Origin of the sequence: Streptomyces sp. NPDC090442, assembly GCF_044769405.1 — a bacterium.
In the GTDB taxonomy this organism is placed as follows: Bacteria; Actinomycetota; Actinomycetes; order Streptomycetales; family Streptomycetaceae; genus Streptomyces.
Map to the genome: position 1 here is coordinate 75,360 of NZ_JBIVXW010000021.1, position 24,872 is coordinate 100,231.

The 24,872-nt window shown below is 73.2% G+C and carries 19 protein-coding genes; 8 read left to right on the forward strand and 11 right to left on the reverse strand.

What is annotated here, in order from left to right; translation table 11 throughout:
* Positions 1 to 97 precede the first annotated feature (97 nt).
* Entirely contained in the window at positions 98 to 1,684 is a 1,587-nt protein-coding gene (locus ACIQU6_RS17160; RefSeq protein WP_403482434.1) for an APC family permease, read from the forward strand.
* Positions 1,685 to 1,918: 234 nt separating this feature from the next.
* Here ACIQU6_RS17160 and ACIQU6_RS17165 read toward each other — a convergent pair whose 3' ends face one another.
* The gene (locus ACIQU6_RS17165; protein WP_403482468.1) at positions 1,919 to 3,439 is read right to left on the reverse strand and encodes a CehA/McbA family metallohydrolase; all 1,521 of its coding nucleotides are present in this window, start codon (positions 3,437 to 3,439) and stop codon (positions 1,919 to 1,921) included.
* Positions 3,440 to 3,758: 319 nt separating this feature from the next.
* Here ACIQU6_RS17165 and ACIQU6_RS17170 point away from each other — a divergent pair, with 319 nt between their 5' ends.
* From ACIQU6_RS17170 to ACIQU6_RS17180, 3 genes are all read left to right on the forward strand, one after another.
* The gene (locus ACIQU6_RS17170) at positions 3,759 to 4,583 is read left to right on the forward strand and encodes a TIGR03619 family F420-dependent LLM class oxidoreductase (protein ID WP_403482435.1); all 825 of its coding nucleotides are present in this window, start codon (positions 3,759 to 3,761) and stop codon (positions 4,581 to 4,583) included.
* A gap of 204 nt (positions 4,584 to 4,787) precedes the next feature.
* Positions 4,788 to 5,189, forward strand: a complete 402-nt coding sequence (locus tag ACIQU6_RS17175) for a VOC family protein (RefSeq protein WP_403482436.1) — start codon at positions 4,788 to 4,790, stop codon at positions 5,187 to 5,189.
* A 209-nt stretch (positions 5,190 to 5,398) separates the two neighbouring features.
* On the forward strand, positions 5,399 to 8,059 hold the full coding sequence (locus tag ACIQU6_RS17180) for a bifunctional FO biosynthesis protein CofGH (RefSeq protein ID WP_403482437.1): 2,661 nt from the start codon (positions 5,399 to 5,401) through the stop codon (positions 8,057 to 8,059).
* Positions 8,060 to 8,117: 58 nt separating this feature from the next.
* Here ACIQU6_RS17180 and ACIQU6_RS17185 read toward each other — a convergent pair whose 3' ends face one another.
* Complete coding sequence (locus ACIQU6_RS17185; RefSeq protein ID WP_274915168.1) at positions 8,118 to 8,372, reverse strand: hypothetical protein; 255 nt, start codon at positions 8,370 to 8,372, stop codon at positions 8,118 to 8,120.
* A gap of 124 nt (positions 8,373 to 8,496) precedes the next feature.
* Complete coding sequence (locus ACIQU6_RS17190) at positions 8,497 to 9,477, reverse strand: D-2-hydroxyacid dehydrogenase family protein (RefSeq protein ID WP_403482438.1); 981 nt, start codon at positions 9,475 to 9,477, stop codon at positions 8,497 to 8,499.
* A gap of 192 nt (positions 9,478 to 9,669) precedes the next feature.
* On the opposite strand from ACIQU6_RS17190, the gene ACIQU6_RS17195 reads away from it, so the two are divergent.
* The gene (locus ACIQU6_RS17195) at positions 9,670 to 10,791 is read left to right on the forward strand and encodes an ADP-ribosylglycohydrolase family protein (protein WP_403482439.1); all 1,122 of its coding nucleotides are present in this window, start codon (positions 9,670 to 9,672) and stop codon (positions 10,789 to 10,791) included.
* Between the two features lie 42 nt (positions 10,792 to 10,833).
* Here the strand turns inward: ACIQU6_RS17195 and ACIQU6_RS17200 are convergent, their stop codons facing one another.
* The 4 genes from ACIQU6_RS17200 to ACIQU6_RS17215 all read right to left on the reverse strand — a co-directional run bounded on the left by ACIQU6_RS17200 (position 10,834) and on the right by ACIQU6_RS17215 (position 15,525).
* Positions 10,834 to 12,360: a sodium:solute symporter family protein gene (locus tag ACIQU6_RS17200; RefSeq protein WP_403482440.1), complete on the reverse strand. Its 1,527-nt coding sequence runs from the start codon at positions 12,358 to 12,360 to the stop codon at positions 10,834 to 10,836.
* A 283-nt stretch (positions 12,361 to 12,643) separates the two neighbouring features.
* Complete coding sequence (locus tag ACIQU6_RS17205) at positions 12,644 to 13,429, reverse strand: SDR family oxidoreductase (protein ID WP_403482441.1); 786 nt, start codon at positions 13,427 to 13,429, stop codon at positions 12,644 to 12,646.
* A gap of 122 nt (positions 13,430 to 13,551) precedes the next feature.
* Complete coding sequence (locus tag ACIQU6_RS17210) at positions 13,552 to 14,157, reverse strand: DUF2690 domain-containing protein (RefSeq protein ID WP_403482442.1); 606 nt, start codon at positions 14,155 to 14,157, stop codon at positions 13,552 to 13,554.
* 168 nt (positions 14,158 to 14,325) lie between these two features.
* Positions 14,326 to 15,525 carry a PLP-dependent aminotransferase family protein gene (locus ACIQU6_RS17215; protein ID WP_403482443.1) on the reverse strand — a complete coding sequence of 400 codons (1,200 nt, stop codon included), beginning with the start codon at positions 15,523 to 15,525 and terminating at the stop codon, positions 14,326 to 14,328.
* Between the two features lie 177 nt (positions 15,526 to 15,702).
* Between ACIQU6_RS17215 and ACIQU6_RS17220 the strand changes: the two genes are divergently transcribed.
* Positions 15,703 to 16,572, forward strand: coding sequence for a hypothetical protein (locus tag ACIQU6_RS17220; RefSeq protein ID WP_403482444.1), 870 nt, complete (start codon positions 15,703 to 15,705; stop codon positions 16,570 to 16,572).
* A 132-nt stretch (positions 16,573 to 16,704) separates the two neighbouring features.
* Here ACIQU6_RS17220 and ACIQU6_RS17225 read toward each other — a convergent pair whose 3' ends face one another.
* The 3 genes from ACIQU6_RS17225 to ACIQU6_RS17235 form a co-directional block, all read right to left on the reverse strand.
* Positions 16,705 to 16,911 carry a DUF397 domain-containing protein gene (locus ACIQU6_RS17225; protein WP_403482445.1) on the reverse strand — a complete coding sequence of 69 codons (207 nt, stop codon included), beginning with the start codon at positions 16,909 to 16,911 and terminating at the stop codon, positions 16,705 to 16,707.
* 211 nt (positions 16,912 to 17,122) lie between these two features.
* Positions 17,123 to 17,989, reverse strand: coding sequence for a helix-turn-helix domain-containing protein (locus ACIQU6_RS17230; RefSeq protein WP_403482446.1), 867 nt, complete (start codon positions 17,987 to 17,989; stop codon positions 17,123 to 17,125).
* Positions 17,990 to 18,234: 245 nt separating this feature from the next.
* Entirely contained in the window at positions 18,235 to 18,996 is a 762-nt protein-coding gene (locus ACIQU6_RS17235; RefSeq protein ID WP_403482447.1) for a GPP34 family phosphoprotein, read from the reverse strand.
* Positions 18,997 to 19,256: 260 nt separating this feature from the next.
* Here ACIQU6_RS17235 and ACIQU6_RS17240 point away from each other — a divergent pair, with 260 nt between their 5' ends.
* Together ACIQU6_RS17240 and ACIQU6_RS17245 are read left to right on the forward strand one after the other, a co-directional pair.
* Positions 19,257 to 22,064, forward strand: a complete 2,808-nt coding sequence (locus ACIQU6_RS17240; RefSeq protein WP_403482448.1) for a D-alanyl-D-alanine carboxypeptidase — start codon at positions 19,257 to 19,259, stop codon at positions 22,062 to 22,064.
* A 386-nt stretch (positions 22,065 to 22,450) separates the two neighbouring features.
* Positions 22,451 to 23,911, forward strand: coding sequence for a hypothetical protein (locus ACIQU6_RS17245; RefSeq protein ID WP_403482469.1), 1,461 nt, complete (start codon positions 22,451 to 22,453; stop codon positions 23,909 to 23,911).
* Positions 23,912 to 24,009: 98 nt separating this feature from the next.
* Here ACIQU6_RS17245 and ACIQU6_RS17250 read toward each other — a convergent pair whose 3' ends face one another.
* Positions 24,010 to 24,855, reverse strand: a complete 846-nt coding sequence (locus ACIQU6_RS17250; RefSeq protein WP_403482449.1) for an ArsR/SmtB family transcription factor — start codon at positions 24,853 to 24,855, stop codon at positions 24,010 to 24,012.
* Between the last annotated feature and the right edge of the window lie 17 nt (positions 24,856 to 24,872).

The following is a 24,872-nucleotide window of genomic DNA, read 5'->3' on the forward strand; positions in this document are numbered from 1 at the left end:
GGGTGATTGGGGTGCCGGATTTTCCTGTGGAGTGAAGTCGGCAGCCCCGGAGGGTGATCTTCCGGATACGAAAACAGCAGCACTTAACGTCCTGTTCATGGTTCAGGTTGACCCCCGGCCCCAGACCGGAGACACGGTAACGAGCGTCGCCGCTACCGGCAGTAGCGCCCGCGGCGGCCTCGGCGACACCCGGAACAAGGGCCTCAGCGGCAACTCCGTCGGCCTGCTCGGCAGCGCGGTCATCGGCGTCTCCACCGTCGCGCCCGTCTACTGCCTCACCTCGACCCTCGGCCCCACGGTCGGCGAGGTCGGCGTGCAGATGCCCGCCGTCTTCCTGGCCGGATTCCTGCCGATGCTGCTGGTCGCCTTCGCCTACCGCGAGTTGAACAAGGCCGTCCCGGACTGCGGAACCTCCTTCACCTGGACCGTCAAGGCGTTCGGGCCGCGGGTCGGCTGGATGTGCGGCTGGGGCCTGGTGATCGCCACCATCATCGTGCTCTCCAACCTGGCCGGCGTCGCCACCTCGTTCTTCTACCTCCTGCTCGGCGAACTCACCGGCAGCCCCGCGCTCGCCGCCCTGGACCACAACCGGATCGCCCACGTCCTGACCTGCCTGGCCTTCATCGCCCTCGCCACCGCCATCAGCTACCGCGGCATGACCGCCACCAAGGGCGTGCAGTACACCCTCGTCGGCCTCCAACTCGCCGTGCTCGCCGTGTTCGTGGTGCTGGCCGTGGTCAAGGCCCGCTCCGGGGACTTCACCGGCTCCCTGCACTTCTCCTGGACCTGGCTCGACCCCTTCGCGGTGAAGTCCTTCTCCGCCTTCACCGCCGGACTCTCCCTCTCGATCTTCATGTTCTGGGGCTGGGACACCTGTCTGACGGTGAACGAGGAGACCGCCGGCAGCGCGAAGACCCCCGGCCGCGCCGCCCTGTTGGCCATGGTCGTGCTGATCGGCTCCTACCTGCTCACCGCCGTCGCCGCCCAGATGTTCGCCGGCGTCGGCGGCAAGGGCCTCGGGCTCGGCAACCCGCAGACCGCCGACAACGTCTTCGCCGCCCTCGCCAACCCCGTCATGGGCACCGTGCTCGGCGTGCTGCTCTTCGTCGCCGTCCTCGCCTCGGCCGCCGCCAGCCTCCAGACCACCTTCATCCCCGTCGCCCGCACCGTGTTGGCGATGAGCACCTACGAGGCGCTGCCGGCGTCCTTCGCCAAGATCCACCCGCGCTTCCGCTCCCCGGGCAAGGCCACCGTCGCCGCCGGCATCGCCACCGGCGTCTTCTACGCCGTGATGAGCTTCATCAGCCAGAACGTGCTGATCGACACCATCTACGCGCTGGGCCTCATGATCTGCTTCTACTACTCGATCACCGCCTTCGCCTGTGCCTGGTTCTTCCGGCGCGCTCTGCGTGCTTCCGTCCGCGACCTCTTCCTCAAGGGCGTCTTCCCGCTGCTGGGCGGGCTCCTGCTGGCCGCGGTCTTCTGCAAGACCCTGATCGACACGTGGAACCCGGCCTACGGATCGGGCAGTTCGGTCCTCGGCATCGGCTCGGTCTTCCTCATCGGCGTCGGTCTGCTCCTCCTCGGCGCCGTCCTCATGCTGATCATGCAACGCCGCAGCCCCGCCTTCTTCCGCGGCGAGGTCCTCACCACGGCCACACCGGCGTTGGTGGTCGAGGAGTAGGGGCGGGAGAGGGCCCCGGCAGGCGGCAACTCACCACTCCCACGCGGCAGTCAGCGGCCGGCACGCATGTGGGTCACGCGGGTCACGTAGGTCACCCGAGCCATGCGGGCTACGCGCCGACTTGCCACGCGTCGACGTACCGGCCACCGCCTCGCCAGCGGCCACCTCACCGCCTCGCGAGGCGCCACCTCACCACCTCACCGCCTCGCGCGGGCCAGCTCGACCGTGGTCAACTCACCACTCGCCCAGGAAGATCGGGTTCGTCAGGGCGGCCATGGGGCCCGGGAGGGCCGGCGTGGTGGGCGGGTGGCGGAGCTCGGCGCGTAGGTAGGCGGCGTTGTCGGGGGTGGTGGACCAGGTGACCGTGCCGGCTCCGGACGGGGGCAGCGGGGCGGTGTGCCGGACGCCCTGGTCCGTGACGAAGGAGACCGTGCAGCCCGGTGCGCCGGAGACCGTCAGACGGGCGGTGACCCGGGCCCCGCCCGGCAGTTCCAGGCGCCCGCCGATCCCGGCGTGCTCGCCGCGCTCGCCGGTGACGGCGAACGACAGGTCGATCGCGGAGGACTCGGCGATCCAGACCCGGCCCGCCCGGATGCCGTCCTGGAGGGCGCGGCGCGAGAGGTCGTCGGCCAGGACCACGGTCTGCGGGAGCCCGACCACGTCCGGATCGCGGTGGGCGTCGCTGTGCCCGACGGCCGGCAACCACGGGCCACGGCCGCCCCGGACATGGGCGACCAGGGTGTTGTCCCACTCCGCGAGGGTGATCTCGTCGTCGGGGCCGTACGGGCCGTTCCACACCTCCACCGCATCGGCCTCGTTCAGCCCGAACTTCCAGTTGCAGCCGACGCAGGTGGCGTGCGGATGCGCCGGGATGACCAGGCCGCCGGCCCGGCGGATGGCGCGCGCGTACCGGCCGAAGGCGTTGTCCCGCGCGCGGTAGCGCCAGTCGATGAAGACACCGGGGTCGGTGCCCATCGCCACCACGTGCCCGTTGCGGGTGGTCACCTCCTCACCGGTCAGGATCAGCAGGTCGTCGCCCCACAGGCCCTCCCAGGCGCCGTGGCTGGCGGTGGTGTTGTGCTCGGTGGTGGTGAGGAAGTCCAGCCGGGCGGCCCTGGCCAGGGCCGCGATCCGGGCCGGGGTGCGCTTGCCGTCGGAGTAGACGGAGTGCAGGTGGTTGTCCCCGCGGTACCAGGCGCGGCCGCGGCCCCGGGCCCGCTCGGGCGGGTGGACGGGCGTCGGGGTCTTCCCCCGGGGGCCGTGCCGCAGGGTGACGGTGACCTCGTAGTTCAGGCCCTGCGGGGCGACCGTGTACGGGCCGAGGGCGATGTGCCAGGTGCCGGCGTTGACCGGGCCCGGGAGGTAGCCCGGGGTGGCGTCGTCGGCGCGCAGGAAGAACTCCGACCGCGCCCCGCCCGACCAGCCGCGGAAGCCGGCACCGCCCAGCTCCGTGCCGCGCTCGTCGAAGATGCCGATGTCGCAGGCGTTCCCCGCGGTGCCGTCGGGCACGCTCGGCTTGTCGTAGCGGTACGCGACCGCGATCTCCCGGACGCCGTGCGGGACGTCGACCGGTACGTAGACGAAGTCCGGTGCGCCGGGCGGCAGATGGCCCCGGACCGTGCGGGTCTGCTCGGCCGGCCCTCTTCCGCCCTGCCCGGCGGCCGGCGCCGCCTCGGCGAAGCTCACCCGCCCCAGCGTCAGCGCCCCCGCCGCACCGGCGCCCGCCGACAGTTTCAGTACCTCGCGTCGCTCCATCTCCGCCCCCGGTCGTCGTGCTCGGTCGTTGTCCTCGATCGTTCTGCTCGGTCGTTCGGCCATCGGTCGTCGTCCGCCGGCCGTGGGCCGCGCGTCGCCGGGGCGTCGGCCGCACCACCGACATGCCGCACGCCCACGACCCCACGCCCACGCTCACACCCAGCTTCATTTCGCCGTGTGAAAACCGTTGTACGCGCGTGTGACACGCCGGAAAAGCCCTGTGGATAACTCACGGACGGTGAGGCACCATGCGGTCACCCCACCCGCCCGACCGCACGCCCCAACGCCCCACCCCACCCCGACGCGGAGGACGCCCAGGATGCGGATCGCGACCACGATCTTCCTGACCGACGAGACGATCCAGCCGGTCCGGCTGGCACAGGAGTTGGAACAGCGCGGCTTCGACGGGCTGTACCTGCCCGAGCACACCCACATCCCCGCCTCCCGGGACACCCCGGCCCCCATGGGCGAGCCGCTGCCCCGCGCATATGGCCGCACCCTCGACGCGTTCCTCGCCCTCGGCCAGGCCGCCGCGGTCACCGAGCGGCTCCACCTGGGCACCGGCATCACCCTCGTCGCCCAGCACGACCCGATCGACCTCGCCAAGCAGATCGCGACCCTGGACCACCTCTCCGACGGGCGGTTCACCCTCGGCGTCGGCTACGGCTGGAACGTGGAGGAGGCGGCCGACCACGGTGTGCGGTGGGCGACCCGGCGCGCCCTGGTACGCGACCGGCTGGCGCTGATGCGCGCCCTGTGGGCCGCCGAACCCACCGGCTACGAGGGCCGGTTCGGCTCCGTCCGCGCCTCCCTCGCGCACCCCAAGCCGGCCGGCGGCGCGCCGCGCGTCCTGCTGGGCGGCGCGGCCGGTCCCAAGCTGTTCGCGGGGATCGCGGCCGACGCGGACGGCTGGCTGCCGATCGGCGGCCGCGGCCTCGCCGAGGCCCTCCCGGCGCTGCGGCGCGCCTGGGCGGACGCCGGTCGCGCGGGCGAGCCGGACGTGGTGCCGTACGCGGTGCGGCCCACCCCGGGGAAGTTGGCGCACTACCGGGAGCTGGGGGCGGCGGAGGTGGTCCTCCAACTGCCGCCGGCCGGCGAGGCGGAGGTCCTGCGGACCCTGGACGACTACGCGCAGTACTTGTGAGGCGGCGAGCGGTACCGGCGAGGCGGCGAAGGGGCGCCGCCCGCCCCGCCCCGCCCTAGGTCCAGCGGTGTACGGCGGTTCCCCGAGGATCGGTACCGCAGACCGATCCGCGGCGGCGCCGGGCGGGCGTAGCGTCGGCGGTGAAGGCAGTGGAACGCCTCGTCGGAGGGTTCCGCCGAGCTCCGGGAGACCTAGGGAGACGTCATGCCCCGCCTCGACCACACGATCGTGCACAGCAAGGACCGGTTCGCCTCGGCCCGCTTCCTCGCCGAGCTGCTGGACGCCCCGGAACCCAAGGCGTACGGGCCGTTCGCGGCGCTCAAGATGGACAACGGCGTGACCCTCGACTACGCCGAGCACGTCGCCGGCGGCCGGGAGTTCGTCGCCACGCACTACGCGTTCCTGGTGACCGAGGAGGAGTTCGACGGGATCCTGGGGCGCATACAGAAGCGCGACCTGCCCTACTGGGCGGACCCGATGCACACCAAGCCCCAGGAGATCAACCACCACGACGGCGGCCGGGGCCTGTACCTGAACGACCCCGACGGCCACAACATGGAGTTCCTGACCCGGACCTACTCCGAGGACCTGCTGAACTCCATCTGATCCGCGGCGGGTTCACCGGGCCCGTACGCGACCGGGGTCGCGCGCGGGGCGGCGGCCGGTGTCGTCGGCCGGGGCGCCCGCCACCGCCTCGGCCCCGTCCGCCGCGCCCAACTCCCCGGAGGAAACCTCCGTTTAACGTGATCAGTGGCACATCGATCCGACCGACTCCGGCGGCGGAGATGTCCGTCCTCGCTCGTATGCTCGGGGGCATGACTTCCAGCGCGCAGGGATCTGACCAGGGCCTTCGCCAGGGATCTGAGCAGGGCTCGGACCAGGCAGCGGACGGGGCCGCCCAGGGCGGGGCGGCCCCGCGGCCGACGGCCAACGCGATGCGTCGGGCGCTCAAGCGGGCCCGGGACGGCGTGGCGTTGGACGTCGCGGAGGCCGCGGTGCTCCTCCAGGCCCGCGGCGCGGATCTGGAGGACCTGTGCGCTTCGGCGGCCCGGGTGCGCGACGCCGGCCTGGAGGCCGCCGGCCGCCCCGGTGTCATCACGTATTCCAAGAGTGTCTTCATCCCCCTGACGCGCCTGTGCCGCGACAAGTGCCACTACTGCACCTTCGCCACCGTCCCCGGCAAGCTGCGCCGGGCCGGCGAGGGGATGTTCATGTCCCCGGACGAGGTGCTGGCCATCGCCCGCCGCGGCGCCGAACTGGGCTGCAAGGAAGCCCTGATCACGCTCGGCGACAAGCCCGAGGACCGCTGGCCCGAGGCCCGCGAGTGGCTCGACGCGCACGGCTACGACGACACCATCGCCTACGTCCGCGCCATCTCCATCCGCATCCTCGAAGAGACCGGCCTGCTGCCGCACCTCAACCCCGGCGTCATGTCGTGGACGGACTTCCAGCGCCTCAAGCCCGTCTCGCCGTCCATGGGGCTGATGCTGGAGACCACCTCCCAGCGGCTGTGGAGCGAGCCGGGCATGCCGCACCACGGCTCGCCCGACAAGGAACCGGCCGTCCGCCTGCGGCACTTGGAGGACGCCGGCCGCAGCTCCGTCCCGCTCACCAGCGGGCTGCTGATCGGCATCGGGGAGACGGTGGAGGAGCGCGCCGAGTCGCTGTTCGCGCTGCGCCGGGTCGCCCGTGCCTACCACGGCATCCAGGAACTGATCATCCAGAACTTCCGCGCCAAGTCGGACACCGCGATGCGCCGCATGCCGGACGCCACCCTGGACGACCTGGTCGCCACCGTGGCCGTCGCCCGGCACATCATGGGCCCCTCCGGCTGCCTCCAGGCGCCGCCCAATCTGGTGGACGACGAGTACGGCCGCCTCATCGGCGCCGGCATCGACGACTGGGGCGGCGTCTCCCCGCTCACCGTGGACCACGTCAACCCCGAGCGTCCCTGGCCCCGGATCGAGGAGCTGGCCGAGCGCTCCGCCGCCGCCGGCTTCGAGCTGCGCGAACGGCTCGCCGTCTACCCGGAGTTCGTCCAGCGCGGCGAGCCCTGGCTGGACCCCCGGCTGCGGCCGCACGTCGCCGCCCTCGCCGACCCGGAGACCGGCCTGGCCCGGGAGGACGCCGTGGTCGAGGGCCACCCCTGGCAGGAGCCCGACGAGGCGTTCGTCCCCTCCGGCCGCACGGACCTGCACCGCACCATCGACACCGAGGGCCGCACGGCGGACCGCCGGGACGACTTCGACGAGGTCTACGGCGACTGGGAGGCGCTGCGCGAGGCCGCCGCGCCCGGCATGGTGCCCTCCCGTATCGACGCCGACGTCCGGGGGGCCCTCTCCCAGGCCGCCGACGACCCGACGAAGCTCACCGACGCCGAGGCGCTCGCCCTGCTGCACGCCGACGGCCCGGCCCTGGACGCGCTCTGCCGGATCGCCGACGACCTGCGCCGCGCCACCGTGGGCGACACCGTCACCTACATCGTCACCAGGAACATCAACTTCACCAACGTCTGCTACACCGGCTGCCGGTTCTGCGCCTTCGCCCAGCGCCGCACCGACGCCGACGCCTACACCCTCTCCCTCTCCCAGGTCGCCGACCGCGCCCAACAGGCGTGGGACGTGGGCGCGGTGGAGGTCTGCATGCAGGGCGGCATCCACCCCGACCTGCCCGGCACCGCGTACTTCGACATCGCCCGCGCCGTCAAGGAACGGGTCCCGGACATGCACGTGCACGCCTTCTCACCGATGGAGGTGGTCAACGGGGCGACCCGCACCGGCCTGTCCATCCGGGAGTGGCTGAGCGAGGCCAAGGCCGCCGGCCTGGACTCCATCCCCGGCACCGCCGCCGAGATCCTCGACGACGAGGTCCGCTGGGTCCTGACCAAGGGCAAGCTCCCCACCGCCACCTGGGTCGAGGTCATCAAGACCGCCCACGAGCTGGGCATCGGCTCCTCGTCGACGATGATGTACGGGCACGTCGACCAGCCCCGGCACTGGCTCGGCCACCTCCGGCTGCTGGCCGAGATCCAGCAAGAGACCGGCGGCTTCACGGAGTTCGTCACGCTGCCGTTCATCCACACCAACGCCCCCGTCTATCTGGCCGGCATCGCCCGCCCCGGCCCCACCACCCGCGACAACCGCGCGGTGACGGCGATGGCCCGCATCCTGCTCCACCCGCACATCACCAACATCCAGACAAGCTGGGTGAAGCTGGGCACCGAGGGCGCCGCGGAGATGCTCCGCTCCGGCGCCAACGACCTCGGCGGCACGCTGATGGAGGAGACCATCTCCCGTATGGCCGGGTCGAGTTACGGTTCCTACCGCTCCATCCAGGACCTGGTCGCCATCGCCGAGCTCGCCGGCCGCCCGGCCCGTCCCCGGACGACCTCCTACGGTCAGGTCCCCGCGGAGCGCCAGGCCGCCGCGCTGGCGTCGGACGGCCATCTGCCGGAGCTGCTGCCGGTGGTGGAGTAGCGGCGGCGGCGCGCGGACGGCCGGGCGGGGGCACCTTCCGTCCGGCCGCCGGCGGCCGTCAGCCCTCGTCGTACTCCGCCTCGTGCTGGAGGATGCACTGCTGCCACTGCGACAGCGCCTCCTCGCGGTCGCCGCCGGCGTCCTGGGCGGCGACGATCAGCGCGTCGGCGGCCATCGCGGCCAGCCGCACCGCGACATGGCACACATCGCGCTGGGGGAGCGGCCGGAGGAGTTCCACCGCACCGTCGCTGTCCCCGGACAGGGCCGAGGCCACGACGGCCATGGTGGTGCGGTCCCACTCGTACTCGGACATGGGGAGAGCATGCCCAGTGGGCGGCGCGGCCATCATCGAACGCCCGGGCGGGGGGAGAACCCGCCAGGTGGAACCGCTCCTTCCGCACCCGCCCCTCGTGCCTCAGCCGTCCCCGGCCGGCCCGTCATGCCAACCGGCGGATCGGCTCCCCCGCCAGATGGGCCGCGATGTCCTCCACGGCCTGGTGGAAGTACCCCTCGTAGTTGCGACGGGTGACATAGCCGAGGTGGGGGAGGGCCAGCACGTTCGGCAGGGTGCGCAGCGCGGCGTCGGAGGGCAGCGGCTCCTGCGCGTAGACGTCCAGCCCGGCGCCGGCGATCCAGCGCTCGCGCAACGCCGTGAGCAGGGCGTCCTGGTCGACGATCGCGGCGCGGGCGGTGTTGACGAGATAGGCCGTGGGGCGCATCCGGCGGAGTTCGGCCGCGCCGAGCAGCCCGCGGGTGGTGTCGTCAAGGCCGAGGTGCACCGAGACGAAGTCGCCGCCCTCCAGGACCTCTTCCTTGCCGGCGGCGGCCCGGATGCCCAACTCCGCGGCCCGCTGCGGGGTCAGGCTCCGGCTCCAGCCCACCACGTCCATCCCGAAGGCCAGCCCGACCCGGGCCACCAGGCCGCCGATCCGGCCCACGCCGAGCAGCCCCAGCGTCCGGCCGTGCAGATCGGCGCCGACCGTGCTCTGCCAGGGGCCGCCGGCCGCCATCGCGGTGCTCTCGGCGACCACGTTGCGGGCCAGGCCCAGGATGAGCGCCCAGGTCAGCTCGACGGGCGGTTCGCCGTTGCTGGCGGTGCCGCAGACCGTGACGCCCTGTCGGGCGGCCGCCGCCAGGTCGATGGAGGCGTTGCGCATCCCGGAGGTGACCAGCAGCCGCAGCCGCGGCAACCGGGCCAGCAGCGAGGCCGGGAACGGCGTCCGCTCGCGCATCGCGACCACGATCTCGCAGTCGCCGACCGCCGCCACCACCTCGTCCGCCGTGCGCAGCGGCTCCCGCAGCACGCGGACGTCCACGGCGCCGGCCAGCGGCGACCAGTCGGCCATGGTCAGCGCGACGCCCTGGTAGTCGTCCAGCACCGCGCAGCGCGGCAGGGCGGCGGAGGTGGGCGGGGTCATGGGCGGCCTCCCGGCTCATGCGGGCAGTGGGCCGCCCCACCCGTCAGATCACCATACGAACCTGAAACAAACCCGGCCCAGTTTCGATCATTCCCGGTCGATACAGTGCTTCGCCAGGGGCGTCCCACGCCCTAAGACACGGGTGTGCGAGCGTCGGGAGGGCGCAGTGAGCGAGCGCGACGGGGGTCCGGCATGAGTGCGGCAGGGGGCGGCACCGCGATCTGGGGCCGCGCCGAGCAGCAGGACTTCCGCAGCCGGGTGCGCGGCTGCCTGCTGGGCGGCGCCATCGGCGACGCGCTCGGCGCCGGCATCGAGTTCGACTCCCTGGACGCGATCCGCGAGGCGCACGGCCAGGAGGGCGTGACCGACCTGGTGCCCGCCTTCGGGCGGCGCGGCGCGGTCACCGACGACACCCAGATGACCCTCTTCACCGTCGACGGCCTGATCCGCGCCCAGGTCCGCCGGGACACCGGCGCCTGGCACCCGCCCACCGACGTGCACCGCGCCTATCTGCGCTGGGCCGCCACCCAGCGCGACTGGGGCCCCGACGAGCGCCGGGACGACGACGGCTGGCTGGCGCGCGAGGAGTGGCTCTACGCCCGCCGGGCCCCCGGCCGCGCCTGCCTCAGCGGCCTCGGCGACGAGGTGATGGGCACCCTGGAGACGCCCAAGAACCCGGACTCCAAGGGGTGCGGCGCGGTGATGCGCTCCGCGCCGTTCGGCCTGCTCGTCGGCTGGGAACCGCACCTGGTCTTCCAACTCGCCGTCGAATGCGCCGCGCAGACCCACGGCCACCCCACCGGCTACCTCGCCGCCGGCGCGTTCGCCGTGATCAGCCACGGCCTGGCCCGCGGCGACGACCTCGACGGCGCCGTCCAGAAGGCCCTGGCCCACCTCGCCACCCGCCCCGACCACGAGGAGACCACCGACGCCCTCAAGGGCGCGCTGGGCGCCGTCCGGCAGGGCATGCCGACGGCCGCCCGGGTCGAGTCGCTGGGCGAGGGCTGGACCGCCGAGGAGGCGCTGGCCATCGGCGTGTACTGCGCGCTGGTCGCCGAGGACGTCCGGCACGGCCTGCTGCTCGCGGTCAACCACGGCGGCGACAGCGACTCCACCGGCGCCATCTGCGGCAACCTCCTGGGCACCCTGCACGGCGAGACGGCGCTGCCCGCCAACTGGCTGGTCGAGCTGGAGGGCCGGGCCACCGTCCTCCAACTCGCCGACGACTTCGCCATGGAGATGACCCAGGGCCCCACCCTCCACGGCCCCGCCGGCTCCGCCCCCGGCTGGCTGACCCGCTACCCCCGCGCCTAACGGGCCACGAGGCGGCGCCACCCCACGACGGGCGGCGGTCCGTCACCCGCCGCCCGACGCCACCGCCTCCCGGGCCGCTCCCTCCCCGCCCTCCCCGGGGCCGTTGATCCGGGCCAGCAGGGCGTCCCGCGCGTCGCTGCTCTCCGGGCGGACCAGGCCGAGCAGGGTGAACAGCACCAGCGAGGTCGCCACCGGCGCCGCGATCTGGAGCTGCAACTCCACCCCGGACAGCCCGAAGTTGGTCAGCCAGAACGCCACCAGCCCGGCCGCCCAGGACACCAGCGCCGCCACCGGCCCCGACCTGCGGAACGCCGGCACCATCCCCAGCAGGAACGGGATCGACACCGGCCCGACCAGCCCGGCCACCCACTTGATCACGACGGTGATGATGTCCTTGAACGCCGGCGAGTTGACCTGCGTCGCGATCGCCATCGACAGCGCCAGGAAGCACACCGTCGACACCCGGGCCGCCCGCAGCCCGGTCCGGTGCGACCAGCCCCGGGCCCGCGCCGACACCGCCGGCGCGATGTCCCGGGTGAACACCGCGGCGATCGCATTGGCGTCCGAGGAGCACATCGCCATCGAGTGCGAGAAGAAGCCGACCACCACCAGCCCCAACAGGCCGTGCGGCAACAGCCGTTCGGTCAGCAGCGCGTACGCGTCCGAGGCGTCCGGCTTCTTCGCCGTCACCAGGAGCGGCGCCGCCCACATCGGGAAGAACAGGACGGCCGGCCACACCAGCCACAGCCCCGCCGACAGCAGCGCCGAGCGCCGCGCCTCCCGGGCGGAGCGGGTGGCCATGTAGCGCTGCGCCTGGCTCCACATCCCGCCGCTGTACTCGAAGGTCTTGATGAAGAGGTAGGCGAGCAGGAACGTCAGGGTGTACGGGCCGGCGGTCGGCTGGGCGTGCCCGGCGGGCAACCGGTCCCAGACCGTCGCCAGCCCACCGACGCCGCCCAGTTCGCCCAGCACCGTCACCAGCATCGCGACCCCGGCCACCAACTGGATGACGAACTGCCCCAGTTCGGTCAGGGCGTCCGCCCACAGCCCGCCGACCGTGCAGTAGACGCCGGTGATCACCCCGGTGAGCAGGATGCCCTGGTTGAGCGAGAGCCCGGTGAAGACCGACAACAGGGTGGCGATCGCCGCCCACTTGGCGCCCACGTCCACCACCTTCAGCAGCACCCCCGACCAGGCGAGCGCCTGCTGCGTGCGCAGGTCGTAGCGGTTCTTGAGGTACTCCAGCGGCGAGGCGACGCCGAGCCGGGACCGCAGCCGGTTCAGCCGGCCGGCGAACAGCCGGGCCCCGATGGCGATCCCGACGGCGATGGGGAAGGACCAGGTGACGTAGGAGGTGATGCCGTACTGGTAGGCGATGCCCGCGTAGCCGGTGAACATCACGGCGCTGTAGCCGGACATGTGGTGCGAGATGCCGGACAGCCACCACGGCATCCGGCCGCCGGCGGTGAAGAAGTCGCCGACGTCGTCCACCCGCCGGTGCGACCACATCCCGATCGCGACCATCACGCCGAAGTAGCCGATGAGCACGGCCCAGTCGAGACTGTTCATGCCCCCTCCAGGGGTCCGCCCTGTGAACGTTCCAGATGTGGAAACACTTCGCCGTGCTGCGGTCCTGCGGTGCCAAGTCCCCGTTCGGAGCGGAGACTTTGGGGATTGAACCGTTCGCCGAGCGCACCGGTCAAGGGTCTGGACGGTCATGGGTGTGAACGGAGGTCAGCGAAGCGAACGAGGGCGGTGCGCCACCACACGCAGGACGGCCGTACGGGCTCTGCCCCGTACGGCCGTTGGGCGCCGTCGCGCGGCGCGGTCCGTGCCCGGCCCGCGCCGCCCGCTACCGCATCAGCTCGCCCGCGTTCACCAGCAGCGACTGGCCGGTGATGGCCCGCGCCCGGTCCGAGGCCAGGAAGACCGCCGCCTCCGCCACGTCCGCGTCGGTCGCCAGCTCCGGCAGCGCCATCCGCCCGGCCAGGCGCCCCAGCACCGCGGACTCCGGCACCCCCTCATCCGCCGCGGTCCGGCGCACGAACGCCGCCACCTGCGGGCCCCACATCCAGCCCGGCTGCACGGTGTTGACCCGGATCCGGTCCGGCCCCACCTCCCGCGCCAACGAGTACATCGCCGACACCAGCCCGCCCTTGGACGCCGCGTAGGCCGCCTGCTGCACCTGCGAGGGCGCGGCCACCGACGACTGGGTGCCGATCAGCACCACCGAGCCGCCGCCGCCCGCCGTCATCGCCGGCAGGCAGGCGCGGGTCATCCGCAGCGTGCCGAAGAGGTTGACGTCGACCACCCGCCGCCAGGCGTCGAAGTCGGCGTCCCGCACGCCCCCCAACTGGTCGTCCAGCGCCGCGACATGGATCACCGCGTCGATCCCGCCGAACCGCTCCACGGCCACCTCGGCCAGCGCCGCGCACTGCGCCTCGTCGCCGATGTCGGTCGCCCGCCAGGCCGTGCGCCCGCCGGACGCGTCGATCCGGGCCGCGGTGTCCGCGAGGTTCCGCTCGGTGCGCGCGCCCAGCACGACGCGGGCGCCGTCCCGTACGCAGGCCGCCGCGACCCGGTGGCCGAGCCCGGCGCCGACCCCGGAGACGATGACGGTCTTGTCGCGGAGCAGCATGCGCGGGCCTCCTGTCGATCGGCCACGGAGCGGGTGTCTGACGCTACGTCAGATGCGTGGCGAGGGAACAGGGTAGGCGCGCGGTACCGCGAAGAGAAGGCCGGAGCCGCGCCGCTCCCCGCTCAGTCCCAGGTCGACACCTGCGTCGCCTCGAAGCAGTACTTGACCCAGGAGCCGGACCGGTTGGGGCTGTTCGTCGGCACCGCGCAGAACCGCGCCCGGAAGGTGTCGCCGACCGACGCCATCGGCGTGTAGACGTCGTGGTAGGAGGCGATGAAGGCGCTGCGGGACGAGCCGCCGGTCACGCTCACCGTCACCTCGTCGCCGACCCCGCCCGCCACGATCCGCCCCCAGACGGCGCCGCAGCGCTTGCTGTACCGCAGGTGGAGGCGGACCGGATTGCCCGCCGCCGGCTCGTAGGTCACCGCGTCCACCCCGCACCCGGTGGCGTTCGGGTCCTTGCCGTCGCAGCCGGCCCCGGGGCAGCTGGGCGGCGGCTTCTCGTACAGCTTGGGGAGTTGGCTGACGCCGAACGTGGCGAGCGCGCCGACGACCGAGGTGACCACGCCCACCACCAGCGCGTGCCGGGCGTGCGCGCGCAGCCAGCGCCCGGCGCCGCGGCACCGCGATCCGAGGTCCCGCAGCCCGGTCCGCAGGCGGCGCCGCAGCGACGGGGACGGGCGGGTCGGGGGATCTCCGGGGTCCCTCAGGTCGGGGCCACTGCTCATCCGGCCTCCAGGGCGGACGCCTGGCAACTTCCTGTGCGGCGTGGGTGGTTGGCGCACCCGCCGGTTCGTCGTGCGTCGCGGGGCGCGCGCCGTGGACCCTCCAGTCTGCGCCCGCACCGGGCCCGCCGGGAAGCGGATTTTCCGCCACCCGACGCGCCCCGCCGCACCCTAGGCCAGCGCCGCGCGCAGCCGCCGCAGCCCCTCGTCGATCTCCTCCGGGCCGTGCGTCACGAACGACAGCCGCATCGCCGCCGGGTCCGGCCGCCCGGCGAAGAACGGTGCCCCCGGCACATACGCCACGTCGTGGCGCACCACCTGAGGCAGCAGCGCCGCCGCGTCGTACCCCGCCGGCAGCGTCGCCCAGACGAACATCCCGCCCTCCGGGCGGTTCCACCGCGAGCCCTCGGGGAGCGCCGCCGGCAGCCCCGCCACCAGGGCGTCCCGCCGCTCCCGATAGGCGCCCCGAACCCGCGCCAGATGCGCGTCCAGGTCCGATGCCGCCAAGTACCGCGCCGCGGCGGCCTGGTCGACGGTCGAGGTGTGCAGATCGGCGGCCTGCTTGGCGATCACGCAGGCCCGGCGCAGCGCCGCCGGCGCCCGCAGCGTGCCCAGCCGCAGCCCCGGCGCCATCACCTTGGAGAACGAGCCGAGCAGCGCCGTGCGGTCCTCCGCCCCGGGCAGCGCGGCGATCCAGGGCTGCGGCTCGCCCTCGAACCGCAGCTCCCCGTACGGGTCGTCCTCGGCGATCCACAGCCCGCGCCGGGCGGCGACCCGGGCGACCGCCGCGCGCCGCTCGGCGGTCAGCGTCCGTCCGGTGGGGTTCTGGAACGTCGGGATGACATAGAGGAGGGTGGGGCGCTCGCGGGCGGCGATCTCGTCCAGCGCCACCGGGTCCAGCCCCTCGTCGTCGGTGGGCACCGCCACCACCCGGGCGCCCGCGAGGGAGAAGATCTGCAGCGCCGCCAGATAGCAGGGGTCCTCCACCAGCACCACGTCGCCCGGCTCCAACAGCGCGGTGGCCAACAGCGTCAGCCCCTGCTGGGAGCCGGTGGTGACCAGCAGGTCGTCGGGGGCGGTGGGCAGCCCGCGGGCGGTGGTGCGGGCCGCGACGGCCGCCCGCAGCGCCGGGTCGCCCTCCGTGGTCGAGTACTGCAACACCCGCTCCGGCGACCGGGCCAGCACCTCGGCGAAGGCCGCGGATATCCCCTCGGCGTCGAAGAGTTCGGGCGCCGGCAGCCCGCCGGCGAACGAGATCACCTCGGGGCGCGCGGTCAGCGCCAGGATCTCGCGCACGGGCGAGGCACCGGTCCGCTTCGCCCGGGCGGCGAACTCGGGGACGGGCGCGGCGGTGTGGACCTGATCCGTCATGTCGACTCTCCTCGCTCGGACGCTGCGTGAACCACCGTGAGCCGCAGGTGCCGGGCAGCCTAGGAAGACCCCGGCCGCCCGCGCAGGACTGCCCATATGGTGAACCACCGCCCCGCCGCCGGGATTCCTCCTCCGCACCCCTCCACTTCTGATGGCACGTCAGTTACACCTGCCGCCATGACGACCGACGACCACCACACCGCCCCCGCCGCCACCCCCGACGACCTCGCCGCCTACGCCGCCCTGCCCGCCACCGGCCCGTACGCCGCCCGCCCCGGCCACGCCCTGATCACCCTGGTCGAACCGCACCCCGGCCACGAACGCGCCTACAACCGCTGGTACGAGGACGACCACTACATCGCCGGCGCGATGGCCATGCCCTGGATCTTCGCCGGCCGCCGCTGGGTCGCCACCCGCGACCTCCAACTCCTGCGCTACCCACGGCACTCCACGGTCGCCCGCCCCGTCACCGCCGGCTGCTACCTCACCACCTACTGGCTGACCGCCGGCCGCTACGACGCCCACATGCGGTGGACCGTCGCCACCAACCAGCGCCTGCACCGCGACGGCCGGATCTTCCAGGACCGCACCCACGTCCTCACCGCCTTCCACGACCACGCGGCCACCGTCTACCGGGACGGCGCCGCCGGCCCCCGCGACACCCACGCCCTCGACCACCCCTACGCCGGACTCGTCCTGGAGGTCATCGACACCGACGGCCCGGAGCACCGCGCCGCCCTGCTGGCCTGGCTGCGCGACCACGATCTGCCCCGCCGGTTGGCGAGTTCGCCGGCGGCGCTGGTCACCGTCTTCCGGCCGACGCCGCTGCCCGCCGACCGGATGCCCTACGTCCAACAGGTCGCGGGCGTCGACACCCGGCTGACCCTGCTGTGGTTCCTGGAACAGGACCCGCGCCGCGCCTTCCCGGAGCACCTCACCGGCCTGGACGCGGAGGTGGCCGCCGCCGGCCTGGGCCGGGTGGAACTGGTCGCCCCGTTCGTCCCGACCGTCCCCGGCACGGACCGGTACGTGGACGAACTCCGGTGAACGCGGCGGCGGTTGCGCCGCGCGCGCCGGAGTGCGGACATGGCCGAGCCCCCTCGGCCGGGACGGCGATCCAGTCGAGAGGGCTCGTATCCGTGCCTGCGATCACACGGAATGGGGTTGCTGCGGCGCGGGTCAGGAGAGGTCGAACGCGCCGGCGGAGAGGTCCGAAACGAAGTTGTGCCAGGAGGAGTTGTCGAACGTGAGGCGCGGGCCCTCGGGGTCCTTGGAGTCACGCACCGCGATGGCCGCGGCGGTCGGCACGGCGATCTCCACGCAGGCGTTGGCGCCGGAGTACGAGGACTTGGTCCAGGAGAACGCGGAATTGGGCTGAACGGCCATTTTCACTCCAACTTACTCTGAGTTACCGGGGATTCGGTGAGACCGACGCTACGCGCCAACATCACCGGCCGGAGAGGGCCGTTCACCCGTCCGCATGGCATATTCAATGATCGCTTCTCAGGCGTGCTGGCGCGGGTGTACCTTGCGACCTCGTTCACCGGAATTCAACATTCCGGCCGATCGCGGCCGTCGACACCCGGCCAGCCCGCCCTCAACTCAGCGCATCGGCATGGCGCTTGGCGGCCTCCGCGATGAACTCCCGGCTCGCCTCCGCGCTCAACGCCTGGGCCCGCAGGTGCTCGTACATGATCGTGTACTTGTGTACGTCGTTGGTCTTCTCCAGGTACAGGTCGCTGGTGACGCCCTCGATGTAGACCACGCTGGAATCCGCCGCGTCGTCGAACTCCAGGATCGAGAACGTGCCGGACATCCCGGCGTGCGCCCCGGCGCCGTACGGCAGCACCTGCACCGTCACGTGCGGCAGCTTGCTCACCTCGACGAGGTGCTCCAACTGCTCCCGCATGATCAGGTGGCTGCCGACCACCCTCCGTAGCGCGCTCTCGTCCAGGACGACCCATAGCCGCAGCGGACGATCGGGGTCGTTGACCCGCTCCTGCCGTCGCATCCGCACCTGGATGCGCTTCTCCAGGTCCTCCGGCGCCAGCTCCGGGATCGTGCCGGGGATGACCGCCTCGGCGTAGCCGGGCGTCTGCAGCAGGCCCGGCACCAGCAGGGACTCGTACGTCCGCAGCGACGCCGCCTCGGTCTCCAGACCGATGTAGACGCTGTACGGGATGTCGCCGAAGGCGTGCCACCAGCCTTGCTGGCGCGAATCCTTGGCCATCTGCATCAGCGAATCCACTATCCGGCGGTCCTCGACCTCGTAGACCCCGCACAGGTCGCGGACGTCGCGCTGGCTGATGCTGCGCCGGCCGTTCTCCAGTCGGCTGATCTTCGACTGGGAGACCAGCAGCCGCTCGGCCACCTGCTCCGCCGTCAGGCCCTTGTCCTCCCGGAGCCTGCGCAGCTCCTGGCCCAATCGGCGTCGCCTGACGGTGGGGTTGACGTTGGACGCCACGGTACGTGCACCTCCGGCTCCGTACTGCTGTCATTTCCTCTTGAGCAGACTGCCACTTCATGTGGACGCCGCGCAGTCGAATGACCACAGAAGGCGAGCACGTACAGGTGCGCGGGGTGGCGGGCCGGCCGTCGTCCGAACGGCTCGGTCCGCCACCCCGCGCCTCTCACTGCGGCTCCCGAACGGTCCGGGAAAGGGTGGTGCGATGCTGCGCGAGAGCGCCCGGTGGTGCGCGCCGGCGGTCGCTAGCGGGCGCCGACCCGGGCCATGCTGCCGTGTCCGTGTCGCCGGGACTGGCCCGGCACTCCGGTCGTGTCGGCCGCCCGGCCCGTGGACTTCCGGCCGGCCGGGCCGCTTTGACCCGAGCCCCGCCGCGGCTGCGCCGCGACGCCGTTCTGCACGTCCATGACGGCGTGCGCGACCAGGCCGCCCATGGGGTCGTGCCGGATCAGGTCCCGCAGACGGGAGCGCGATGAGCGCCCCTCGTTCCCCGGGTAGAGGTGCTTGCCGAGGCCGACCGCATGGGCCAGTGCGGCGAGCGCCGCGGTCCGCGGGTCCGGTGGGACGCCGGTGCGGATCGCGTTGTCGAGCCGGGTCCTGATCTCCCGGCTGATCGCCGTCTCCGTCGCTTGGTAGCGCGTCGTCGGCAGCACCCCGCACATCTGTCCCGCCACGGCATGGACCATGCCGCACCGTTCGAGATGCGTGAGGTAGGTCTGGCGCAGCCCCAGTCGGGGCCCGCCGATCCAGTGGACCGCGCGTACCGGACTGCCGCGCCTGCGCAGCAGTTCGAGTGCGGAGTCCAGAGTCGGATCTCCTGTCGGCCGTGCCATCACCACGGCGATACGATCCCCATCTGGGGCTATCCGTCCTGCCAGGGCCAGCTCCACTAGCTGGGCCCCTGCCAGGCCGAGGTCGAGCGACTGCGGCTGTGCTGTGGTGCCCGTGGCCGGGTCCAAAGCCAGCAGCAGAAGCTCCTCCGGAATTGTTCTGCGGCTCCTGCCCATCCAAGCCTCCCCGCGTGGATGAATGACAGGGTGACCCCTCTCACATTCATCTGTCGAGAGTGCGTGGGTGGTTCGGTAGGGAACCGGTAGGTATGTCGTTCTCGTCTAGCACGTCGGCGACATCTTCCGAGGGGCGCGGCCTGTACCGGTTCGCGTGGCGGTGGGAACCGGCCGCTCGGACACAGGACACTTGGGAACACTGGTTCCGTTCGGGCCAGCTAGCACAGGCAGGGCAGTGCGACGTAGTGAAGGAGACATCGGTGGCGGGCGAGTCCCCCGACAAGTCGGACAAGAAGTCGGGCAAGGAGCAGTCGTCGGGGAGGGCGGCGCGCACCGAACGGGATCCGCGGCTGACGGTCCGCCGCGACGAGAAGCCGTCCGCCGGCGGGACGGACGCGCCCGAGTCCGGCGCGAAGGTTGCTGACGGTAAGACCTCCGACGGCAAGCCCTCCGGCGGCAAGGGTGAGGGCTCCGGTGCCGGCAGGGCTTCCGGCGCGGCGAACGGGTCGAAGCCGAAGTGGGCCTCGAAGGAGCCCGCGAAGGGGGCCGTGAAGGCGCCTGGGGCGGCCCAGGACGGCGCGGCGGGCGATGCTGAGGGTGAAACCGAGGCCAAGGGTGGCGAGGGTGCTCAGCGGGCCGACGCGCCCTCGGAGGTGAAGTCCGAGCCGGCGAAGAAGGCCGAGCCCGCGAAGAAGTCCGAGGCGGCCGACAAGGCCGAGCCGGCGAAGAAGCCGGAGGCAACGAAGAAGCCCGCGGCCGCGGAGAAGCCCGAGGTCGAGGAGAAGTCCGAGGCTGCGGAGAAGGCCGAGTCAAAGGAGAAGGCCGAGTCGGCCGCGAAGGCCGTTGACCAGGCGACCGCCGTCTTCACGACGGTCGGGGCGCAGAAGGTCGGCGCGCAGAAGGGCAAGGGCGAGAGCCCCGACGAGGCACCGGCCGACGACGCGACGCGGGTGTTTGCCATAGCGAAGGCCGGGAAGTCGGAGTCCTCCGGCGAGGGCGAGAAGGCCGAGAAGGCGGAGGAGACGGAGCAGGAACGTCCCGCCGATCAGCCGACCACCACCTTCAAGCTGGGCAACAGTGGCGGGAGCGGGGCGCGGGACGCCGAGAAGGACGCCGGCAAGGGCGCGGGGAAGGGTGCCCCCGCGAGCGCCGCCGGGGGCGATGCCCCCAAGGCCGATGCGTCCAAGTCCGGCGCGGCGAAGGCCGGTTCCGACGACGCCAAGCCGGATGACGGCACGACCGGCGACGCGAAGGCCAAGCCCGCCGACGCCAAGCCGGGCGACGCCAAGCGCGACGACGTCAAGGCCGAGGCGGCCGGCGCCGAGGAGCAGGACGCGGAGCGGACCAGCCAGTTCGTGGCGTTGAAGCCGGCGGACGACGGCTCGGCGGAGCGGTCGATCGGCAAGACCGCGCCCAAGACCCCGCTCGGCAAGCCCGGCAGCGCCGCGGACGCGGACGACGCGAAGGGCCAGGACAAGGAAGCGGGCGCGCCCTTTGACGGGAAGGACGCGAAGAAGGCCGCGCAGAAGGACGGGAAGAAGGCCGCCGGCACGGCAGTCGGCGCCGCCGGCGCCGGGAAGTCCGCGTCGGCGCCCGCCGAGAAGCCCGCTGGCAAGGCCGCCGACAAGGCCGAGCCCGCCGGCGAGGCGTCCGACGCGATGCCGCCCGCCGCCGCGCCGGACAAGCCGGCCGGGAAGCCCGACGCCGGGAAGCCCGACGCCGCGGAGGCCGAGTCCGAGCGGACCCGGCAGGAACCGCTGCCGCCGCTCGACCTGTTGGCGAAGCTCACCAACACCCCGCCACCGCCCGAGACGCCGGTGCGCACCCTCGTCCGACGGGTCAAGATCTGGACCCCGTTGGTGGCGCTGCTGGTGATCATCTTCGCGGTGGTCCAGGCGGTGCGCCCGCTGCCCGACCCGAAGTTGACCCTCGGCGACGCCAAGTCCTCGTTCACCTTCGGGGGCGACAAGCTGTCCATCCCGTGGCCCGAGCAGGGGCAGGCGGCCGTCAAGGTCGTCGGCTCCGGCCAGGTCGGCACGTTCGGCGAGGAGAAGCCCGTGCCGACCGCCAGCGTCGCCAAGATCATGACGGCCTACGTGATCCTCCGGGACCACCCGCTCAAGAAGAGCGAGAAGGGTCCGCAGATCGAGGTCGACGACAAGGCGGTGCAGGAGGGCAACTCCGAGAGCGAGTCGCGGATCGCGGGGCTCAAGGCGGGGCAGAAGTTCAGCGAGCAGGACATGCTCAAGATGCTGATGATCCCGTCCGGCAACAACATCGCCCGGCTGCTGGCCCGTTGGGACACCCAGTCCGGCGACGAGGCGGCGTTCGTCAAGAAGATGAACGACGCGGCCAAGGACCTGGGGATGTCCAAGACCACCTACACGGACCCCAGCGGCCTGGACGCCAAGACGGTGAGCACCGCCGTCGACCAGATCAAGCTGGCGGAGGCGGTCATGAAGTTCGACGCCTTCCGGCCGATCGTCGCCATGCCCAACGCCGAGATCCCGGGCCTGCCGGATCGGATCAACAACAACAACGACAACCTGCTGCTGGCCGGGATGAGCATCAAGGGCATCAAGACCGGCTCCAGTTCGGCGGCCGGCGGCACGCTGTCCTGGGCGGCCTACAAGACCGTGGACGGCAAGGACCGGCTGATCCTCGGCACGATGATGGACCAGCACTTCAAGGGGCTCGACCCCGACGCGTCCAACAGCCTGACCATGGTCAAGAACAACAGCAAGAAGGTCATCGAGGCGGTGCGTTCCGCGCTCACCTCGGCCAAGGCCGTGACCAAGGGCCAGGTCGTCGGCTACGTCGACGACGGGCTCGGCGGGCAGACGCCGGTCGTCGCGACCAAGGACCTGAGCGCGGGCGGAGTCCCGGGCCAGCAGCTCCAGTTGAGCCTCGGCGACGACGGCAAGGCGATTCCGCACGAGGCCAAGGCCGGCACCGTCGTCGGCGAGCTGACCGTCGGCAACGGCGAGAGCCAGCAGAAGGTCCCGGTGGCGCTGAAGTCGGACCTCGGCAAGCCGTCCTTCGGGGCGAAGCTGACCCGACTGGGCTGAGAACGGCGGCCGGACGGCCGGGGGATGGTGGCCATCCCCCGGCCGTCCGGCCGTTTTCGCTGCCGCTCGCTCCCCCTCGTTCCCCCTAAGGTGGGCGCCTGATCGCTCGCCCGCCGCGCGCCCGTCGGGCCGTGCCGTTCCCGAGGTGACCGGAGCCCGCCATCGACCCGTCGCGCTCGTCGCACCCCCCGCGTTCCGCGCAGAACCCGCATCCGGCGCCGAAGCCGCGGCCGCGCCGGGCGGTCGCGGCGGTCCGGGCCGTCGCCCCGGCCGCCGGTGCCGGGACGGCCACCGCTTCCCCGCCCTACCCCCGGGTCACCGCCTTCGTCGCCGTCCGCCCCGTATGGGCGGTGCGGAGCGCGGTGGTGCTGGTGCCCGCGGGGCTGATGTTGTTCCTGGGCGCCTGGGGAATCCGCCGCGGCGACGCCGTCTGGCGGGACGAGGCGGTCACCTACGACATGGCGCACCGCAGCCTGCCCGACCTCTGGGCGGCCCTCCAGCACATCGACGTCGTGCACGGCCTCTACTACGCGCTGATGCACTGCTGGTTCGCGGTCTACGACGCCACGCTCGGCGATGCCCTCGGCGAGGTGATCGGCCTGCGGCTGCCGTCCGTCGCGGCCATGACGGCGGCCGCCGCCGGGGTGGCGCTGCTGGGGTGGCGCCTGGCCGGCCGGCGGGCCGGGCTGTGCGCGGGGCTGACCTTCGCGCTGGTCCCGGTCGTCCAGCAGTACGCGCAGGAGGGCCGCTCCTACGCGACGGTCTGCGCGCTGGTCGTCTGGGCGTCGTACCTGCTGGTGCTGGCCGTCGAGCACGCCGCGGCGCCGGCGCGCGCCACCGCGCATCCCGGTCCGCACCGCGCCCTCTGGCCCGGCTACACCGCGCTGATGCTGCTGGCCTGTCTGCTGCACGAGTTCGCGTCGCTGGCGCTGCCCGCGCACGGCGCCGCGGTCGTCCTGGCCCGGCTGCCGCGTCGCGTGCGGCGCTCCTGGGCGCTCGCCGCCGGCACCGTCGTCGCGGCGCTGGTCCCGCTCGCCGTCTTCAGCACCCGCCAGGCGGCCCAGACCAGTTGGCTGACCTGGCCGGACCCGATCCAACTGCTGACCTTCGCCGTGCTCGCCGCCGTCGGCGCCCTCTGCGCCCGCGTCCCGATCCGCTCCCGCGGCCCCGTCGGCCTGCGCGCCCTCGGCCTCGCGCTGCTGCTCCTCCCCACGTTCCTGCTGCTGCTCCTGTCGAACGTCGAGCCCGCCTACGTGGACCGCTACGTCCTCTACTACGTCGTCGGGTTCGCGCTGGTCGCCGGCGCCGCGCTGGCCCCACTGCTGCGGCCGGCCGGCGAGGGCGACCAGACCCGCGGCCGGCGGCTGCGGCGGCTGGCGGGGGTGGCGGCGGTGCTGCTCGCGCTGCTGCCGGTGGACATCCATCTGCGCAGCCCGGACAGCCGGGTCGACGACGTCACCGCGGTCGCCCGGTCCGTCCGGCGGCTGTCCGAGCCGGGCGACGGGCTGCTCTTCGCCCCGGCCCGCCGCCGGGTCTGGGCGGCGACCCGGCCGCGCGACTTCCGCGGGCTGCGCGATCTCGCCCTGAACCAGAGCCCGGTGGCGTCCCACACCCTCTACGGCACGGAGGTCTCCGGCGACGCGATCCGCGACCGGATGCTGGCCAGCCGCCGCATCGTGGTCGCCGCCGACCCGGCCGGGCAGCCCCTCGACGACAGCGACCAGGAACTCGCCAAACGGGCCACGCTGCGCGGGTCGTTCGTGGTGTGCCGGAGCACCCAGGTACGGGGGGCGCGGATCACGCTGTACACGCGGGTGGGCGGTCCCGGGGGCGCGGGGTATTGCTGAGCGTTCCGTATGGGCGGCGTGGGAGACGCCGGCCACTACGGGGCGTCCCGCGTGCCCAACGGGCTGCGCCCCGCGGCCCGTTACGGACCCATGGGCGGTTACGGACCGGTGGGCGGTTGCGCCAGCCCCGCCGTCGCCCCGTCGATCCCCAGCAACTCCCGTAGCGCGTCCGTGCCCTCCGAGGTGAGGCGGACCGCCCGGCCGGTGCCGATGCGGCGGATCCAGTGCCGCTCCAGCAGCCGTTCGCAGAGCCGGGCGCCGGCCGCGCCGGCCAGGTGCTGACGGCGCTCGGTCCAGTCCAGGCAGCCCCGGGCCGGCGGGCGGCGGCCGCCGCGCAGCGCGTCGGCCGGCACCCCGAGGGCGTCGGTGAACCACTGCCGCCCGGTGTCGGTGAGCGCGAACCCGCCGTCCTGGTCCAGCAGTCCGCGCGCGGTCATCGCGTCGGTGAGGGCGACGCCGAGCCGGCCGGCCAGGTGGTCGTAGCAGGTCCGGCCGCGGGCCAGCGCCGCCAACGCGTTGACCGCCCGCAGCCCGCGCGGCGGCGCCGACGGCGGATCGAGGTGCGCGGTCACCGATTCCAGCAGCTCGGCGACGCGCGGCCCGGCGAGCTGGACGTAGCGGTGCCGGCCCTGCCGCCGCTCGACGAGCAGCCCGCCGTCGGTCAGCCGGGACAGGTGCTCGCTCGCGGTGGACGGCGCCACCCCCGCGTACGCGGCCAGCTCGCCGGCGGTCCAGGCCCGCCCGTCGAGTAGCGCCAGGCAGAACGCGGCCCGGGTGCGGTCGGCCAGCAGCGCGGCCAACCGGGCCAGCTCGTGGCTCTGGTCGGGGGCGGGCGCCGGGACCGGGCGCCCAAAGGCCCCGGAGCTCCCAGCGGTCCCGGAGGATCCGGTGCCGGTCGCCGATTCCGGCGTCCCGTGCCCATGTGTCCCGTTGGACGAGGTCATACGTCCATTGTCCGCCG